Source organism: Rhizobium oryziradicis, from assembly GCF_001939045.1.
Lineage (GTDB): Bacteria > Pseudomonadota > Alphaproteobacteria > Rhizobiales > Rhizobiaceae > Allorhizobium > Allorhizobium oryziradicis.
Map to the genome: position 1 here is coordinate 280835 of NZ_MKIM01000025.1, position 17918 is coordinate 298752.

The window sequence follows — 17918 nt, forward strand, 5'->3', positions numbered from 1 at the left end:
CTCAAATCCGCTCGATCACCACCGGGCGGTCAATGGGGGCATTTTCTGAAATACCATAGCTTGCTATGAGTGTCTTTTCGGCCTTCAAGGCACTCTGCTCGTCTTTGGCGTGGATCACCGCGAGAACATCGCCCTTATGCACAGCCGTGCCCAGCGGCAAAAGCCCACTAAAGCCAACACTATGATCGATCTGATCGGTGGTACGCCTGCGCCCACCGCCCAGATCAATCACCGCCATGCCAATATCGCGCGTCGTAACATGGCTCAAAAAGCCATTGTCTCGTGCCAGAACTGGCAATTCGACTGTTGCCTTTGGCAGATAATAATCAACCCGCTCGACCAGATCGGCAGGACCGCCAAGCCCGTGCACCATGCGGGCAAAGACATCGCAGGCGCGACCTGAGGCGATTGCATCACGGCAGAGCCGCTCTGCCCGCTCGCGATCAGGCTCAATGCCAGCGTTGGCCAGCATCTCGGCCCCCAGCGCCATGGTTACGGTCTCAAGCCGGGTTCCGGCCTTCTCGCCCTTCAAAAAGGCGATGCAATTGCGCAATTCCACTGCATTGCCAGCGCTATCTGCCAAAGGCTCGTTCATATCGGTCAACAGAGCCGAGGTTTTGGTGCCTGCACCATTGGCAACGGCCACCAGCGATGCGGCAAGCGTTCTCGCCTCATTCACATCGGTCATGAAGGCACCATTGCCAAGCTTGACATCCAGCACCAGGCTGCCCAGCCCAGAGGCCAGCTTTTTGGACAGAATTGACGCGGTGATCAGTGGCACAGATTCCACCGTTGCCGTCACGTCGCGCACCGCGTAAAGCCGCTTGTCTGCCGGGGCGAGATCCGCTGTCTGGCCAATGATGGCGCAGCCCACCTCATCCACAAGGCGATGGAAGGTCTTTGAATCGGGCGCGATGTTATAGCCGGGGATTGATTCCAGCTTATCCAGCGTGCCGCCGGTGTGGCCCAGGCCGCGGCCGGAAATCATCGGCACGCTCAAACCGCAGGCCGCCATCATCGGAGCCAGCATCAGCGACACGTTATCGCCAACGCCGCCGGTGGAATGCTTATCACAAATCGGGCGGCCCGCATTGGCGAAGGACAGAACGGTGCCGCTGTCGCGCATGGCGAGTGTGAGCGCCACCGTTTCCGCCTCATTCATGCCGCGCAAAAACACGGCCATGGCAAAGGCACCAATCTGTCCCTCTGACAATTCATCGCGGCTCAACGCCTGAATGAAGAGGTCGATGTCGTCAATGCTCAAGGCCATGCCATCGCGCTTGCGGCGAATAACCTCCAGAGGCGTCATCTTAATAACCGCTTGGCTGCTCGGAGGATTTTTCACCACTCAGCACCGCGATAATATCATTGAGCAGGCCGGACGCACCAAAGCGGAAGGTCGATGGCATCAACCAATCCTCGCCCATGATGGCGTTGACATGACGGAAATAGAGCCGGGCATCCTTGACGGTGGAAATGCCGCCGGCTGGCTTGAAACCAACGTTCTTACCGCTGTCGCGAATGGCTTGCAGCATGATGTCGGCGGCTTCCAGCGTTGCATTGACCGCGACTTTGCCAGTCGATGTCTTGATGAAGTCGGCCCCTTCGGCAATGGCGATTGAGGACGCGATGCGGATCAGCGCCATATCCTTCAACTCTCCGGTTTCCAAAATCACCTTCAAAATCACTGGCGCTGTGATGACGGCTTTGACGGCGCGCACCATATCAGCCACTGATTTTTCATCACCGCTGAGCAGTTTGCGATAGGGGATGACCAGATCGATCTCGTCGGCACCGTCCGTAATGGCTTTTTGCGTTTCCGCCACCACATCCGCAACAGCCAGCTCACCGGAGGGGAAATTGACCACGGTTGCGATTTTGACCAGACTGTCAGCGCCCAAAATGCCGCGCGCCTGCGCAATAAAGCGCGGCCAGATGCAAATCGCTGCGGTATTGCCAAAAGGCGTGAACGCCTTGGCGCACAGATCTTCAATATCGTTTGCTGTGCAATCATCTTTCAGATTGGTTAGATCCAGAACCGACAGGGCGACGGCTGCGCATTCGCGCAATTCACGAGTATCCATGGTCTGTACTCCCAATAATTGATCAGGCAATTGAGCGCCAAAATGGCCTAGAATTGCGTGAGCATTCTCTTCAATATTGCAGCCAAGCGTTGACCGCCAATGGGTGCCATGTCCTTGGTTTCGTCATGGCTCAACTCGGCCCCGGTCATGCCGGCACCGTAATTGGTAATCACCGATGCTGCAGCCACTTTCAAGCCCAGGAACCGCGCCAAAATCACCTCTGGCACCGTTGACATGCCCACCGCATCGGCACCCAGCGTGCGCGCCATACGAATTTCGGCAGGCGTTTCAAAGCTTGGTCCCGAAAACCACATATAGACACCAGATGACAAAGCAATGTCTTCATCAATTGCCGCCTGCCGCATGGCCTGCATCAAATCAGCATCATAGGCTTGCGTCATGCCAACAAACCGCGCATCGCTTGGCTCGCCAATCAGCGGATTAAAGCCGGAAAAATTGATGTGATCGGTGATCTGCATCACCGATCCGGGTGGCATGTCTTCGCGCAAGGAACCGGCTGCATTGGTCAGGATCAGCGTGGTCACGCCCAACGCCGCCAACACCTCAAGCGGCAGGCGCATGGCTGATGCATCGCCTTTTTCATAGTAATGGACGCGGCCTGCCAACATGATCACCGGAATGCCTGCGAAATTTCCGGCCACCAATTGCTTGGCATGGCCAGACACCCCACCCTCAGGAAAACCCGGCAGCTCATCATAGGGAATATGGATGGCGTCCTCAACCTCATCCACCAGCCCACCAAGGCCCGAACCAAGCACAATGGCAACGCGCGGCAACAGCCCGTTCAAACGGTCAATCAACAGGTCAACGGCTGGAATCATCCGAGTGTATCCGTCTGGAAACTAAACGGCAAAAGCTCATCCATGGTCATGGTTTTTTGCACACCCACCGCGTCGCAGAGGTAGATTTTGGTATCCACGGAAGCAAATTCCCGGATTTTCTGGCGGCAGCCGCCGCAAGGAGGGCAGAGCGCCAGCTTTTCGGCAATCACCGCAATTTCAACAATCTGTCTGCCGCCGCCCATGATCATGCAGCCAATGGCAGTTGGCTCGGCGCACCAGCCCTGCGGGAAGGACAGGTTTTCGATATTGGCACCGGTATAAATCTTGCCATCATCGGCGCGAATGGCTGCCCCAACCGGAAACTTGGAATAGGGCGCGTGCGCGTGCTGCATGGCGTCTCGGGCGGCTTCAAACAAATCTTGCGCGATTTGAACCATATCTTATCGTTCCTTCACATAGGGCACGCCACCGGCCTTCGGGGCATTGGCAACACCAATAAAGCCAGCCAGCAGAATACAGGTGAGAACATAGGGAAGCGCCTGGAAAATCTGCACCGGCACTTCACCGATGCCCGGCACCGATTTTCCTTGCATGAAATTGGACATGGCATCGAGAAAACCAAACAACAGGCAGGCAAACAGCACCGGCACCGGCTTCCACTTGGCAAAAATCAGCGCAGCCAACGCAATATAGCCCTTGCCCGCCGACATATCGCGAATAAACGCCGCCGATTGGGCAATGGCCAGATAGGCCCCGGAGAAACCGCAGAGGAAACCTGCGACAATCACCGCCCGATAACGCAGCCACGCCACCGAAATACCTGCCGTATCGACCGCACCGGGGTTTTCACCCACGGCGCGCAGGCGCAGACCAAACCGGGTGCGGTACAGCACCCACCAGCTCAAGGGAACCGCTGCAAACGCCAGATAGGTCAGCGCATTGTTGCCGGAAATCACATCCGTGTAGAGCGGCCCAAGGATGGGCACGTTGCGCATGAATTCTACGCCGGGCAGCGTAATCGGCGTAAAGCGGGCATCAAACGGCAATTGCGGTGTACGCCCGCCCTGATTAAACCACGCCTGCCCCAACACAGCCGTGAGGCCCGCCGCGACAAAATTCAGCGCCACGCCAGATATGATCTGGTTGCCGCGATTGGTGATCGAGGCAAAGCCGTGGATCAGCGAAAAGGCAATGGAAACTGCAATGCCACCGGCAAGCCCTGCCCAGGCAGAGCCGGTCAGGTAAGCCACACAAGCTGCAGCAAAAGCGCCCGCCAGCATTTTGCCTTCCAGACCAATATCAAATATCCCGGCACGCTCGGAAAACAGCCCGGCAAGGGCGGTAAAGATCAGCGGAATGGACAGACGTATTGTCGAGCCAAGAATGCTGACGAACATATCGAAATTTTCCATGTCGAGCGCTCCTTCAAGACAATTTCTGATAAAGGCGCACCAGCGCCGGGCGGAACATGAATTCCAAAGCGCCCGCGAAGAGAATCACCAGACCTTGAATCACCACAATCATATCACGGGTAATGTTGGGCATATCAAACGACAGTTCGGCACCGCCCTGATAGAGAATGCCAAACAAAATGCCCGCCACTATGATGCCAAGCGGATGGCTGCGGCCCATCAGGCTCACGGCAATGCCAACAAAGCCCGCACCACCCACAAACTCCACCTGCAAGCGCTGCGACGAGCCCATGACCACGTTGAGCGCCATCATGCCTGCCAAGCCGCCAGAGATCAGCATGGTGATCATCACAATCTTGACGTAGGAAATACCGGCGTAACTCGCTGCCGTGCGGCTGATACCGAGCGTGCGCATTTCATACCCCAGCTTGGTGCGCCAGATCAGCACCCAGACCAAGGCGCACATCACCAGTGCAATCAGAAAAGACACGTTGAAAGGGGCTGGCCCCAGTTTAAGGCCAAACAGCGCCATCAGCCAATCCAGCTTGGGCAATTGACCGCCTTCCAGAAACATTCTGGTTTCCGGGGCCATCTTGCCCGGCACAATCAGCACATGCACCAGCAGATAGACCATCAGCGCCGAGCCAATGAAATTGAACATGATGGTGGTGATCACCACATGGCTACCGCGCTTGGCTTGCAGCCATGCCGGAATCAGCGCCCAGGCCGCACCGAACAAGGCCGCACCAATGATGGCAAAGGGCATGGTGACATACCATGGACAATAATGATCCAGTGCCAGCGCCACGAGTGCTGCCCCAAGACCGCCCACATAGGCCTGACCTTCAGAGCCGATGTTGAACAGGCCCGCATGATAGGCCACCGCCACAGAAAGGCCGGTGAAAATAAAATTGGTGGCATAATAGAGCGTAAAGCCAATGCCCTCGCCGCGCCCCAAGGCACCTTGCAGCATCAACACCAGGGCTTCCCACGGGTTTTCGCCAATAATCCAGACAACAAGACCGGAAATCAAAAACGCCAACAGCAGGTTGATCAGCGGCAAAAGGCCGTAGGTGATCCAGTTTGGCAATGGAATGGAAGCGGTACTCATCAAAACCTCAAGCGGCAATGCCGGCCATCATCAGGCCCAGCGTCTGTTCATCGGCATCTGCCGTCTTTTCACCCACAACCTTACCGGCAAACATCACCAGAATCCGGTCGGAAAGTGCGCGAATTTCGTCCAGTTCAACGGACACCAGCAGCAGCGCCTTGCCTGCGTCGCGTGTCTCAATAATCCGGCGATGAATAAACTCAATCGCGCCAATATCAACACCACGGGTGGGCTGACCGATAATCAACAATTTGGGATCGCGCTCGATCTCGCGGGCCACAACAATTTTCTGCTGGTTTCCGCCGGAGAAATTGGCGGTTTTCAGCCGTGGATTCGGCGGGCGAATATCATATTTGGCAATATCGGCCTCTGCGCCCTGGCGAATGGCCTTGGGATCCAGAAACACGCCTTTGCCGTAACGGCTATCGCGATGGTAGCCCAAAATGGAATTCAGGCTTTCCTCAAACGGCAGCACCAGCCCCATGTGGTGGCGATCTTCCGGGATATGGCCAAGACCAAGCTTGCGCAAATGGGCCGGATCATAGCCGGTCACCCGTTTGCCCTCGATAAAAATATCACCAGAAACCGGTTTGCGAATACCAGCAATTGCTTCGAGCAACTCGCTCTGGCCATTGCCTGCAACCCCTGCGATGCCAAGGATCTCGCCCGCCCGCACCTCAAACGACACATTGTCCACCATGATCACCCCACGGCTGTCCATCACCGTCAAATTGCGCACCGACAACAAAACATCGCGCGGGCTGGCGGGCTGCTTGTCAACCTGCAACAAAACGCGGCGCCCCACCATCAACTCGGCAAGCTCTTCAACGGTGGTATTGTTGGTACGGCGCGTGGCAACAATTTCACCACGGCGCATGACAGATACCGTATCGGTAATCGCCATGATTTCGCGCAGTTTGTGGGTGATCAAAATAACGGTTTTGCCCTGATCGCGCAGCACGCCCAGAATGCGAAACAAATGGTCGGCTTCAGCCGGTGTCAAAACACCTGTCGGCTCATCCAGAATGAGAATATCCGCACCACGATAAAGCGCTTTGAGAATTTCCACCCGTTGCTGGCGGCCCACCGGCAGCTCTTCCACCACTGCATCGGGATCAACATCAAGACCATAATCGGTTTCAAGTTGTTTAAGCGAAAGGCGCGCCGCAGCCGTGCCTTTGGCCATCAGCATGCCGCCTTCGGCACCCAGTATCACGTTTTCCAGCACGGTAAAATTATCCACCAGCATGAAATGCTGATGCACCATGCCGATGCCCGCCGAGATCGCCGCCTGGCTATCCTTGATATGCGTTGGCGTGCCGCTGATTTTGATCTCACCGCTATCGGCCTGATAAAATCCATAGAGAATCGACATCAGCGTCGATTTTCCTGCACCATTTTCACCGATAATGCCGTGGATAGAGCCCTTGGCAACCGTCAGGTTGATATTTTTATTGGCGTGAACAGGACCGAATTTCTTGTCGATCCCGATCAGCTCGATCGCTGGCGCTTGAACCACGTTCTAAGGCTCCGAATGCTACGGCGGCACCAGATAAGCGTTACCCCCGCCCTGTCTGAACACCGCAAGATACAAACACATCAAGGGCACCTGCCCTGACAACAGGCATGCATGCTCTGGATATAAAAAGGGCGCAAGCTGGCAAAACAGCTTGCGCCCAGATTTTAAATCACTTCGGGCAGGAATTGTCAGACATATAATCGTGAACCTTCAAGGTTCCGGCGATCATCTCGGCCTTGGCCTTTTCAACGGCGGCTTTCATCTCAGGGGTGATCAGCGCCTTGTTGTTGTCATCCATTGCGGCGGCAACACCGTCATCCTTCACGCCCAAGGTCTGAAGACCAGGGGTGAACTTGCCGTTCTTGGCATCGGAATAGGCGTTGTAAACCGCCAGATCAACACGCTTGACCATGGAGGTCAAAACAGAGCCGGGGTGCAGGTGGTTCTGGTTGGAGTCGACCCCAATCGAGAATTTCTTGCTGTCGGCTGCGGTTTGCAAAACACCCATGCCGGATGCGCCAGCTGCCGCATAAATCACGTCAGAGCCTTGGTCGATCTGGTTTTTAGCCAATTCACCACCACGAACAGGGTCATTCCAGGCAGCACCGGTGGTGCCAACCATGTTCTGCAACACTTCGATCTTGGGGTTTGCGGCGCGCGCACCCTGCTCATAGCCGCATTCAAACTTGCGGATCAGAGGGATATCCATGCCGCCGACAAAGCTGACCTTGCCGCTCTTCGATGCCATGCCAGCCAGAAGACCAACGAGGTAAGAGCCTTCTTCTTCCTTGAAAACCACGGAGCGTACGTTGGGCTTATCCACCACCGAGTCAACAATCACAAATTTTGTGTCTGGAAATTCGCCCGCAACCTTTTCCATAGCCGAGCTCCAGGCGAAGGAAACGGCCACAACGGGGCTAAAGCCCTTGGAAGCAAAATTGCGAATGGCCTGCTCGCCCTGGGTGTCGCTGGTGGGTTCGAAATCGCGGAACTTGATGCCCGTTTCCTTCTCAAACTTTTCCGCGCCATGAAAAGCTGCTTCGTTGAAGGATTTGTCGAATTTGCCGCCCGTGCCATACACAAGCGCTGGCTTGATATCGGCAGCAAGAGCTGATGCCGACATAGCGGCCATGGCAAACAACGTGATAAGGGATTTCTTCATTGTGCAGCCCTGATGTTACTATTGATCTTATAGGCCCGCTCCACCCCTTTGCTCTGGCATAGGATAAGCGCGCCCGCCCCCTCTAAGGTTTGGCTGGCTTCCATCCTTGCATGCCTTTTGAAAAAATTCACCAGATTTTTTTCAACTGGTAAATATCAGTGGATGAAAGTCGATTTTGCCGGGAAAACGTACAAATTCCAGACAAAGATCAACTTACCTGCTGCTTTTTTAGCCGATCGGGCACGACACACCGGTGCCACGCAAGCCGCAATAGCCCCGCGGGTTTTTGGCCAGATACTGCTGATGATACTCTTCAGCATAGTAAAACGGGGCCGCAGGCGTGATTTCCGTGGTTATATCGTCATGATGCCCCGCCCCCTTCAGGGCCGCCTGAAACGCATCTTTTGCCTTGCGCGCTATTGCCAGATCGGAATCGCCTTCGGTGTAAATGGCAGATCGATAGGTGCTGCCGACATCATTGCCCTGACGCATTCCTTGCGTGGGATCATGCGCCTCGAAGAAAATCTTCAGCAAACCTTCAAGCGATACTTCCGCTGGATCATACACAACCTTGACCACTTCCGTGTGGCCGGTTTGTCCGGTGCAGGTCTCTTCATAGGTCGGATTGGGTGTAAAACCACCTTGATAGCCCGCAGCGGTCACCCAAACACCGGGCGTGTTCCACAAAAGCCTTTCAGCACCCCAAAAGCATCCCATGCCAAAGTAAACAGTCTTGAAGCCGTCTGGATAGGGTCCGTGCAGGGGCCTGCCAGAAACAAAATGCGTGATCGGCCCGACAATAGGCGTCTGCCGTCCGGGCAAGGCAGCTTCAGCCGTTGGCATGACAGTTTTCTTATTGAACATCGCATTCAAAAACATGCTCGATCTCCTATCAAGGCTCAGGCTGCAAATCGTCCCTCGGGCGACGGCCGTTTGTATCCAGCCATCCACAGCACAAGGGCAAGGCCCAGAAAGATTGCAAACGCAGGCTGCTGTAAAAGAGCGCTTTGCATCCACTGCAGCGCCCAGCCTCCTATATGGGTAGCGACCCACTGTTTCACCAGAGCAAGACCTGACGCATCGACATCGCCCCAGAGAGATTCAAAGGATGTTGTGACCACAGCGGAAGAGGCAACCGATTCGATGGAATCCGTCACACCTGCGCCCACAGCCAGAACCAGCGCGATAAAACTGAAAAAACGACATAAAAACCGGATCATAGCAATTTCCTCACGCGTCAATTTTCCCTTGTTCTACAGGATCAAACCCGCCTTCCCAACCAAACTCGTGGCATGTTGATAAAAGTTTTCGGTATGAATGTCGAAAAACTGTCAAATATGGGTTGATCGCGCGAGAATCCTTGATATATGTCCGCCCCGAACAGCCAAGCTGCTTTGCAGCATCGCTCTTCAAAAGACGGACAGGTGGCCGAGTGGTTTAAGGCGCACGCCTGGAACGCGTGTGTGCGTGAAAGCGTACCGAGGGTTCGAATCCCTCCCTGTCCGCCATTCTTTTCAACAAGAACTTACGACTTAAAGAGACGTGTGCTTTACACAACGTGCGAGCTCGATCGCAGAGCTTTAAACGTGATATTCACGATGTCACTCTCCTTCCCTCACCTATATCAAGTATGAGTTTGGTATGCGGCTTAGCATTTTCCAGGCAACTTTTGCTTTGAGACGTAAAGGCCGAAATCACAGAGATTTCCACGCCGCAAGGGTAGGCTTTGCCGATTGAGTGGCACAATATTCGATCGTAAAAGATTGACGACCGCTTGTTCGTCCGTGGTAATCGTTCTCCTGACCACGACAGTGACACGCACACCCTGGAGCACAGCGCCGTGAATGCAATGAAACAGAGACCCGTCCGCCCGTCTTTTGGTGAACGTCTTTCCATTGCCGTCATTGTCGCGTTGATTTATGCGCTTTTGCTTTATGGTTTGTTTTGGGCGAGTTCCGGTGCCGAGGACAATAAGGCGATGCTCTTCATCGGTGGGCTCGTCTTGATGCCGATAGCGATCGCAAGCCTTGCCACAAGTATTGATGATCCAAGAGGAGAAAGCACTCGTTGGCGGCAGGTTAAGCTCGGCTGGCTCGTTGTGGGCATTGGTCTCGTCTTGACCGTGATCTTTTTTAAAGAGAGTATCATTTGTGTCGTTATGGGCCTGCCACTCTTTATCTCGGGATCGAGTTTGGGATCATTGCTCACGCTGGCCATCATTCGCAAATTCCGCTCTCCCAAACGCGCCACCTTGGTTATCCTCCTTCCCTTCATCGGACTGCCGATTGAGCCTCACCTGATCTATCCCGATCACAATGCTGAGGTGACGACTGTTATCGAAATCGCGGCACCTGCTGATATCGTGTGGCGAAATACAGTCGAGATTCGCAATATCGATCCGAGCGAGTTGCAATTCACCTTCAGCCATGGCGTGCTCGGCGTACCGCAGCCGCAAGATGCCGTGCTGACGGGCGAGGGCATTCACGCCGTGCGCCACCTGAAATGGAGCAAAAACATCCGCTTTGAAGAAGTGATCACTGGCTGGGAAACCAATCGCTTTCTTTCTTGGGATTTTCGATTTTCACCGGATTCCATCCCTGCTGCCATTGAAGGTCATATTAACGTCGATAGTCACTACCTCAAGCTTACCAATGGCGACTACCATCTCACGCCACTCGCCAATGGCAATACCCAGCTTACGCTCACAAGCCGCTACCGAATTCGAACCCCAATCAATGTCTATTGTGACTGGTGGGGCAGCATCTTTTTCAAAGACTTCCATAGTGTCGTGCTCGATGTGATCAAGAACAGATCAGAGGCCGCCCAACGCGCCTCATCACACCTTGCCGCCGGTTAACGTGGCGTGCGAAAATGCCGTATTCGTTCTCAGCGTGGGCGCTTTTGCATGGCGAACGGTGACCATTGCGGATAAAGCATCGTCAAACGTGCTGACCGGCAAGCTGATCGGGTGATGATGTCCAAAAAAGAAAAAGCGAAAAAAGCCGCAGATCTTGAGCGCCTTCGATTACAGTTTCCCGGCACCTATAGTGATTTTGTAGCTGGCAGAATTGCCTCAGTGCGCTCTGCGCTGAAAATTACCGGCATACGGCCAGAGCGAACCCGCGTGCAAAAGCTGAAAAACTCCTGGAAAAAAGCCACTCCGAAAGAACGGCAGGAGTTTGTCAACTGGCTGACTGCGGAGGGAGAGACGGATCTGCCACCACAAACCAAGCCTTCACCCCTACCAGAGGCTCCAATTGCCAATGGCCGCTATCTGCTGCCTCAGACAATTCAGCGCATGGAAGCCATTATGACGGCACGCGGCATAACACCCGCAGAGGTCATGCAGGATATGGGCTTTGGGGCCAATGATCGCTCCCTGCTGCGCGCCATGGCCCGCAAGACATGTCTGCGCCTCAAGGTGATTGAAGCCCTCAAGGTTTGGCTACAAGCGCAGGAGGCGAAGTCGCTCACACCTTGACGGCATGCGTTACCATGTCTTCCGAGCCAAAGAATTTCAGATAGCGCTCAACCTCGGCGGGCTCCCCCGTTGCTTTCAGCGGATTATCCGAGAGCTTGACCGCAGGCCTGCCATTGGCTTCCATGACTTTGCAGACGATGGAAATCGGCTTGAGCCCGGCAATCTCATGGGGCGCGCAATCCATGAAATCATTGGTGAGGTTGGTGCCCCAGCCGAAACTCATGCGCACGCGGCCCTCGAAATGGCGATAGGCCTGCACGATGGCGTCCACATCCAGACCGTCAGAGAAGATCAGCAGTTTCTGGCGTGGATCACGCCCCATTTTTTCCCACCAGGCAATGATTTTCTCGCCACCTTCAATTGGCGGTGCGCTGTCGGGGCGAAAGCCGGTCCAATCGGCTACCCAGTCCGGCGCATTGCGCAGGAATGCGGCCGTGCCAAAGGCATCTGGCAGCACAATCAACAGGTTGCCGTTGTAGAGCTTGTTCCAGTCCTGCAAGACTTTATAGGGGGCGTCTGCCAGTTCCTGATCATTTTTGGCAAGGGCCGCCGCCACCATCGGCAATTCATGGGCATTGGTGCCCACCGCTTCCAGGTCGGAATCCATCGCCAGCAACACATTGCTGGTGCCGGTGAAAGCCGGGCCAATGCCTTCCTTCAAAGCTTCCACACACCAGCGCTGCCACAAAAAGCTATGACGACGGCGGGTGCCGAAATCGGAAATGCGCAGACCCGGCAGTTCTTTCAGCCGCTCGACCTTTTCCCACATCTTGGCTTTGGCGCGGGCATAGACCACATCCAGCGAGAAATATCCCAAGGACTTCAAGGCGGCGCGGGAGCGTAGCTCGTTGATGATCGCAAGCGCCGGGATTTCCCACAGCGTGGTTTCCAGCCAGCGACCACGGAAGGTCAGCTCATACTGGCCATCCCGCTTGGAAAGCTCATAAGGCGGCAGGCGCACGGTGGAAAACCAGGCCAGAAACTCCGGCTCGAAAATCTGGGTGCGGCCATAGAAAGAATTACCAGCCAGCCAGATCAGCTCTTTTTTGCTCAGGCTGAGCGTGCGCACATGATCAAGTTGGGTGCGCAATTCGCCTTCGTCAATCTCGTCAGCCAGCCGCACCGTGGTGGTGCGGTTGATGAGGGTGAAAGATACGTTCACATCTGGATAGAGCTTCCAGATCATCTGCAGCATCAGAAGCTTGTAGAAATCCGTATCCAGCAGGCTGCGGACAATCGGATCCAGCTTCCAAGCGTGATTATACACGCGCCTTGCAATATCTGACTTGGCCATTTGTCCTCGCTGCACTTATCCCGGCCCAAGAGAGCCGTCCTACCCAAAGCCATCCGAATCCAATGACCATTTCCTGAGCAAACTTATCAAAAAAAAGGCGTCTGTTGTCCAGCTTGATTGTGGACAACGGATCCAGAATCAATAGCCGGCGTTGCGATCCACCACATGCTCCAGCGGTTCTCCCGCTTCATAACGGGCGATTTGCGCCTCAACATGAGCAAACAAAGCCCGCACATCGGATTCGGCGGCCGCATGCGGGGTGACCACCACGTTTTCCATGGTCCATAGCGGGCTATCCAGCAAAAGCGGCTCTTTCTCGAACACATCCAGCGAAGCCGCTCCCAGCACACCTTTTTCAAGCGCCGAGATCACATCCACTTCCACCTGACTGCCGCCGCGTCCGGCATTGAGAAACACCGGCTTGCCAAGTGCTCCACCTTGTTTCAGCTTGGCAAACAGGCTGCTATCAAAAAGGCCACGCGTTTCATTGGTCAGCGGCAGAAGGCCAACCAGCATGTCGGTGCGGGCCAAAAATTCATCAATATGATCTTCATCGAAGGTCTCAACGCCCTCAATCTCTTTCTTGCGGCGCGACCAGCCGATGACGTTGAAGCCCATGACTTTCAATTTGCGCACCGCATCCAGCCCCAGCACGCCGAGGCCCATCACACCCACCGTAACCTCGCGGGCTTCGGGCTGCATGGCAATTTCATGCCAGAGCTTTTCGCGCTGTTGCTTAAGGTACTGTGGCATGCGGCGCAGGTGATAGAGACAATTGAGCACCACCCATTCGCTCATCCGGTCCGTCAGGCTGCGATCGACAAAGCGCACGATGGGCAAGTCTGGCAGGCCGGGCAAGGTCAGCACATGGTCCACGCCTGCGCCGCCCGAAAACAGCACTTGCAGGCTGGTTGCTTTTTGAAACAGGGTTGGGCCGGGCTTCCACAAAATGGCGTAGGACGCCTGCGCAATATCCTTATCCGCGTGATCAGGATTGCCCAGATCAATCACCTCTCGGTCCTGAAAGGCACCCTTCAACGCTCGATCCATGGCTTCACGCGAAAACTTGAGGTCAATTACCACGGACGGCTTGGCAGACATGGATATTCCTTGAAGACAAATGGTTTTACTGGCGGATGCCACCGATATTCATGGCCTTCAGGTCAAAGGCGGCGGCGAGGAGAGCTTTGGTATAGTCCTGTTTTGGCGCGCGGAAAACCTCTTCTGCGGTTCCTTGCTCAACAACTTTGCCAGTGCGCATCACAATAATGTCGTTGGCCAGGGCTTTTACCACCTTCAGGTCGTGGCTGATGAACAGATAGGCCAGATCGTGACGAGTCTGCAGATCGCGCAGCAGATCGACCACCTGCGCCTGCACGCTCATATCCAGCGCAGACGTTGGCTCATCCAACATGACAAACCGCGGTTTCAGCACCATGGCGCGGGCAATGGCAATGCGCTGACGCTGACCGCCGGAAAACTCATGGGCGTAACGCCAGCGGGTGGAGACATCCAGCCCCACCTCTTCCAGCGCCCAGCAGACGCGCTCATCACGCTGTTTTGCCGAGAGGCCGCGCTCATGCACTTTCAACCCTTCGGCGATGATATCGCTGATTGACATGCGCGGGCTGAGTGAGCCGAACGGGTCTTGAAACACCACCTGCAAGCGATCCCGCAACGGGCGCATGGCTTTGAAGGAATAGCCGTTGATATCGTTGCCGATAAAGCTGATTCGGCCCTTCGATGAGATCAACCGCGCCAGCGCCAGCCCAAGGGTGGTTTTGCCAGAGCCGGATTCACCCACCACGCCAAGTGTTTGGCCAGCCCGCAGCGTCAGATCCACCCCATCCACGGCTTTCACATGATCCACCACCCGGCGCAAGAACCCGGCCTTGATGGGGAACCATACGCGAATATCCTGCCCCTGCATCACCACAGGCTTGGAGCTATCAGCGACAGGGGGTTCGCCCTTGGGTTCTGCGGCCAGCAGCTTTTTGGTATAGGCGTGTTGGGGATGATCGAAAATGTCGGCAACCGGGCCGGTCTCGACAATCTCGCCCTTGGTCATCACGCAAACACGATCGGCAAATTTGCGCACAATGCCAAGATCATGGGTGATGAACAGCATGGACATGCCATGTTGATCCTTCAACCCAGCCAGAAGTTCCAGAATTTGCGCCTGCACGGTCACATCCAGCGCCGTGGTTGGCTCATCGGCAATCAGCAATTTCGGGCGATTGGCCAGCGCCATGGCAATCATCACCCGCTGACGCTGACCGCCGGAGAGTTCATGCGGATAGGCGGTTAGGCGCTTTTCCGGATCGCGAATGCCGACCTGGCGCAGCAGTTCCAGCGTTTTTTGCCGAGCAGCCTCGCCGATGATGGTTTGATGCAGCTCCAGAATCTCGCCAATCTGCTGCTCAATGCTGTGCAGCGGGTTCAGCGAGGTCATCGGCTCTTGAAAGATCATGGTGATGTCATTGCCACGCACTTTGCGAAGATCGCGCTCGTTCAACGCCATCACATCACGGCCTTCAAACAGAATCTGGCCGGAAGGATGGCTGGCGGCGGGATAGGGCAAGAGCCTTAAAATCGAAGCGGCAGACACCGATTTTCCAGAGCCGGATTCGCCCACCAGTGCCACGATTTCGCCGGGCATGATGTCAAAGCTGACATGGTTGACGGCAAGGCTTTCCTTGCCCCCTTGATGGAAAACAACGGAGAGGTCTTTGACGGAAAGAAGCGGCGCACTCATTTAAATGTCTTCCTCGGATCAAAGGCATCGCGCACCGCTTCGCCGACAAAAATCAGCAAGGACAGCATGATCGCCATGGTGAAGAAGGCCGTGAGCCCCAGCCATGGGGCCTGCAAATTGCGTTTGCCCTGGGCAATCAATTCCCCCAGCGAGGCCGACCCCGGCGGCATGCCAAAGCCGAGAAAGTCGAGCGAGGTGAGCGTGGTGATGGAACCAGACAGAATGAAGGGCAAAAAGGTCAGCGTTGCCACCATGGCATTGGGCAGCAGGTGGCGGAACATGATGGTCCAGTTGCCGACGCCCAAGGCGCGGGCGGCATTCACATACTCGAAATTTCTCGCCCGCAAAAATTCTGCCCGAACAATGCCAACAAAATGCACCCAGGAGAACAGCAGCATAATGCCCAACAGCACGAAGAAGCCGGGCGGCAGAATGGAAGCGATAATCAGCAGAATATAGAGCACCGGCACCGAGGACCAGATTTCGATAAACCGCTGCATCAACAGGTCGGTCCAGCCGCCGAAATAGCCCTGCACGGCACCAGCTGACACGCCAATGATGGCCGAGAAAATCGTCAGCGTCAGGCCAAACAGCACAGAGATGCGAAAACCGTAGATCATACGTGCTGCCACATCGCGGGCCTGATCATCGGTGCCAAGCCAATTCATATTGCCAATGATGCAATTGGGATCATCGACGCCCTTGGGATAGGCCGAGCAGCGTTCTTTTTTATCCATCAGCCAGAATGGCCGGGTGGGGGCAGAGTGCGGGATTTCGGAATTGACCGTTCGGTAGGAATAGCGGATCGGCGGCCAGATCATCCAGCCATGAGCGTTGATTTCATCCGCAACAAAGCTTGAGCGATAATCCGTCACCGCCAGAAAGCCGCCGAATTTTTCTTCCGGATAGTTCACCGCAATCGGAAACAGGATTTCGCCCTTGTAGGATGCGATAATCGGGCGATCATTGGCAATCAGCTCGGCACACAGGCTGAGGATAAACAGCACCATGAAAATCCAGAACGACCAATAGCCACGCTTATTGGCTTTGAAATTTTGCAAACGGCGCAGATTAACCGGCGACAGAAACGGCTTCTTCGGTGGCATTATGGTGGTTTCAGAGGTTATCGTCATCAGACATCCCTCCGGTCAAAATCGATGCGGGGGTCAATCCAGGTGTAGATCAGGTCTGACACCAGCCCGACCACCAGCCCCAACAGCGAGAAAATATAGAGCGTGGCAAACACAATGGGATAATCGCGATTGACGATGGAGAGATAGCCAAGCCGCCCCAGGCCATCGAGCGAAAAGATGTTTTCAATCAACAGCGAACCCGTGAAAAAGGCAGCCACGAAGGCTCCCGGAATGCCGGCAATCACAATCAGCATGGCATTGCGAAACACGTGATCGTATAGCACCCGATGCTCAGACAGGCCCTTGGCACGCGCTGTCACCACATATTGCTTCTTGATTTCATCAATGAAGGAATTCTTGGTCAACAGCGTCGTGGTGGCAAAGGCCGAGAGCAACAGGGCTGTGAGCGGCAATGTGAGGTGCCAGAAATAATCCAGGATCTTCTGCCACCAGCTTAAGTCGGCAAAATTATCAGAGGTCAGGCCGCGCAAGGGAAACCAGTTGTAAAACGACCCACCGGCAAACAGCACGATCAGCAAGATGCCAAACAAAAAGCCCGGCACCGCATAGCCCACCACAATCACGCCAGAGGTCCAGACATCAAATGTCGAGCCATCCTTGACGGCTTTTCGAATGCCAAGCGGAATGGAAATGGCATAGGAGAGCAACAACACCCACACGCCGAGCGAGATCGACACCGGCATTTTATCGGCGATAATCGACAACACCGAGGCGTTGCGGAAAAAACTCTCGCCAAAATCAAAGCGGATATAATTCCACATCATATCAAGAAAGCGGGTGAGTGGCGGCTTATCAAAGCCAAACTGCTTTTCCAGCTTCTTGATCAGATCCGGGTCCAGCCCTTGCGCGCCGCGATAGGTGGAGCCGTCGTTGCCAGCCCCTTGGCCAACAATATCGCCACCACCGGACAGGCGCTGATCGGCGCTATCGCCCTGCCCCGAAAGCTGCGCCACCACCTGCTCCACCGGGCCGCCGGGGGCAAACTGGATGACCAGAAAGGAAATGCCCATGATGCCAACCATGGTTGGAATCATCAGCAGCAGACGCCGCAGGATATAAGCACCCATCAGTCAATCACTCCCGATGTTGCCATGCCATGCTGCTTTGCCAATCCATTGATCCTTTTTGATGCATCTGATTCGT

17 protein-coding genes and 1 tRNA gene are annotated in these 17918 nt (G+C 55.2%); 3 read left to right on the forward strand and 15 right to left on the reverse strand.

Annotation, left to right across the window (positions count from 1 at the left end; genetic code table 11):
• Position 1 precedes the first annotated feature (1 nt).
• The 10 genes from deoA to BJF95_RS09320 all read right to left on the reverse strand — a co-directional run bounded on the left by deoA (position 2) and on the right by BJF95_RS09320 (position 9308).
• On the reverse strand, positions 2-1309 hold the full coding sequence (gene deoA / locus BJF95_RS09275) for a thymidine phosphorylase (protein ID WP_075639163.1): 1308 nt from the start codon (positions 1307-1309) through the stop codon (positions 2-4).
• Between the two features lies 1 nt (position 1310).
• Positions 1311-2084, reverse strand: coding sequence for a deoxyribose-phosphate aldolase (gene deoC, locus BJF95_RS09280; RefSeq protein WP_075639164.1), 774 nt, complete (start codon positions 2082-2084; stop codon positions 1311-1313).
• 47 nt (positions 2085-2131) lie between these two features.
• Positions 2132-2926, reverse strand: a complete 795-nt coding sequence (locus tag BJF95_RS09285) for a purine-nucleoside phosphorylase (protein WP_075639165.1) — start codon at positions 2924-2926, stop codon at positions 2132-2134.
• On the reverse strand, positions 2923-3315 hold the full coding sequence (locus BJF95_RS09290; RefSeq protein ID WP_075639363.1) for a cytidine deaminase: 393 nt from the start codon (positions 3313-3315) through the stop codon (positions 2923-2925). The genes BJF95_RS09285 and BJF95_RS09290 overlap by 4 nt, the downstream gene beginning before the upstream one ends.
• Positions 3316-3327: 12 nt before the next feature.
• Positions 3328-4299 (reverse strand): ABC transporter permease, encoded by a 972-nt coding sequence (locus BJF95_RS09295; protein ID WP_075639166.1) that lies wholly within the window; start codon positions 4297-4299, stop codon positions 3328-3330.
• Between the two features lie 13 nt (positions 4300-4312).
• Entirely contained in the window at positions 4313-5410 is a 1098-nt protein-coding gene (locus BJF95_RS09300; protein ID WP_075639364.1) for an ABC transporter permease, read from the reverse strand.
• Positions 5411-5417: 7 nt separating this feature from the next.
• Positions 5418-6929 (reverse strand): ABC transporter ATP-binding protein, encoded by a 1512-nt coding sequence (locus tag BJF95_RS09305; protein WP_075639167.1) that lies wholly within the window; start codon positions 6927-6929, stop codon positions 5418-5420.
• Between the two features lie 169 nt (positions 6930-7098).
• Positions 7099-8091: a BMP family lipoprotein gene (locus BJF95_RS09310; protein WP_075639168.1), complete on the reverse strand. Its 993-nt coding sequence runs from the start codon at positions 8089-8091 to the stop codon at positions 7099-7101.
• Positions 8092-8319: 228 nt separating this feature from the next.
• Complete coding sequence (gene msrA, locus BJF95_RS09315; protein WP_075639169.1) at positions 8320-8970, reverse strand: peptide-methionine (S)-S-oxide reductase MsrA; 651 nt, start codon at positions 8968-8970, stop codon at positions 8320-8322.
• 20 nt (positions 8971-8990) lie between these two features.
• On the reverse strand, positions 8991-9308 hold the full coding sequence (locus tag BJF95_RS09320; protein WP_075639365.1) for a hypothetical protein: 318 nt from the start codon (positions 9306-9308) through the stop codon (positions 8991-8993).
• Positions 9309-9509: 201 nt separating this feature from the next.
• On the opposite strand from BJF95_RS09320, the gene BJF95_RS09325 reads away from it, so the two are divergent.
• The 3 genes from BJF95_RS09325 (at position 9510) to BJF95_RS09335 (ending at position 11572) form a co-directional block, all read left to right on the forward strand.
• Positions 9510-9599 (forward strand) — tRNA-Ser (locus tag BJF95_RS09325).
• Positions 9600-9940: 341 nt separating this feature from the next.
• The gene (locus tag BJF95_RS09330) at positions 9941-10948 is read left to right on the forward strand and encodes an SRPBCC family protein (RefSeq protein WP_075639170.1); all 1008 of its coding nucleotides are present in this window, start codon (positions 9941-9943) and stop codon (positions 10946-10948) included.
• 114 nt (positions 10949-11062) lie between these two features.
• Positions 11063-11572, forward strand: a complete 510-nt coding sequence (locus BJF95_RS09335) for a hypothetical protein (RefSeq protein ID WP_175577231.1) — start codon at positions 11063-11065, stop codon at positions 11570-11572.
• Here the strand turns inward: BJF95_RS09335 and pncB are convergent.
• From pncB to BJF95_RS09360, 5 genes are all read right to left on the reverse strand, one after another.
• Positions 11562-12866, reverse strand: coding sequence for a nicotinate phosphoribosyltransferase (pncB, locus tag BJF95_RS09340; RefSeq protein WP_075639171.1), 1305 nt, complete (start codon positions 12864-12866; stop codon positions 11562-11564). The genes BJF95_RS09335 and pncB overlap by 11 nt on opposite strands.
• A 138-nt stretch (positions 12867-13004) precedes the next feature.
• Complete coding sequence (locus BJF95_RS09345) at positions 13005-13967, reverse strand: 2-hydroxyacid dehydrogenase (protein ID WP_075639172.1); 963 nt, start codon at positions 13965-13967, stop codon at positions 13005-13007.
• Positions 13968-13992: 25 nt separating this feature from the next.
• A complete protein-coding gene (locus tag BJF95_RS09350; RefSeq protein ID WP_075639173.1) occupies positions 13993-15621 on the reverse strand; it encodes an ABC transporter ATP-binding protein in 1629 nt (542 codons plus the stop codon).
• On the reverse strand, positions 15618-16754 hold the full coding sequence (locus BJF95_RS09355) for an ABC transporter permease (RefSeq protein ID WP_075639174.1): 1137 nt from the start codon (positions 16752-16754) through the stop codon (positions 15618-15620). The genes BJF95_RS09350 and BJF95_RS09355 overlap by 4 nt, the downstream gene beginning before the upstream one ends.
• On the reverse strand, positions 16754-17842 hold the full coding sequence (locus tag BJF95_RS09360) for a microcin C ABC transporter permease YejB (protein WP_075639175.1): 1089 nt from the start codon (positions 17840-17842) through the stop codon (positions 16754-16756). Before BJF95_RS09360 ends, BJF95_RS09355 begins: the two co-directional genes overlap by 1 nt.
• Between the last annotated feature and the right edge of the window lie 76 nt (positions 17843-17918).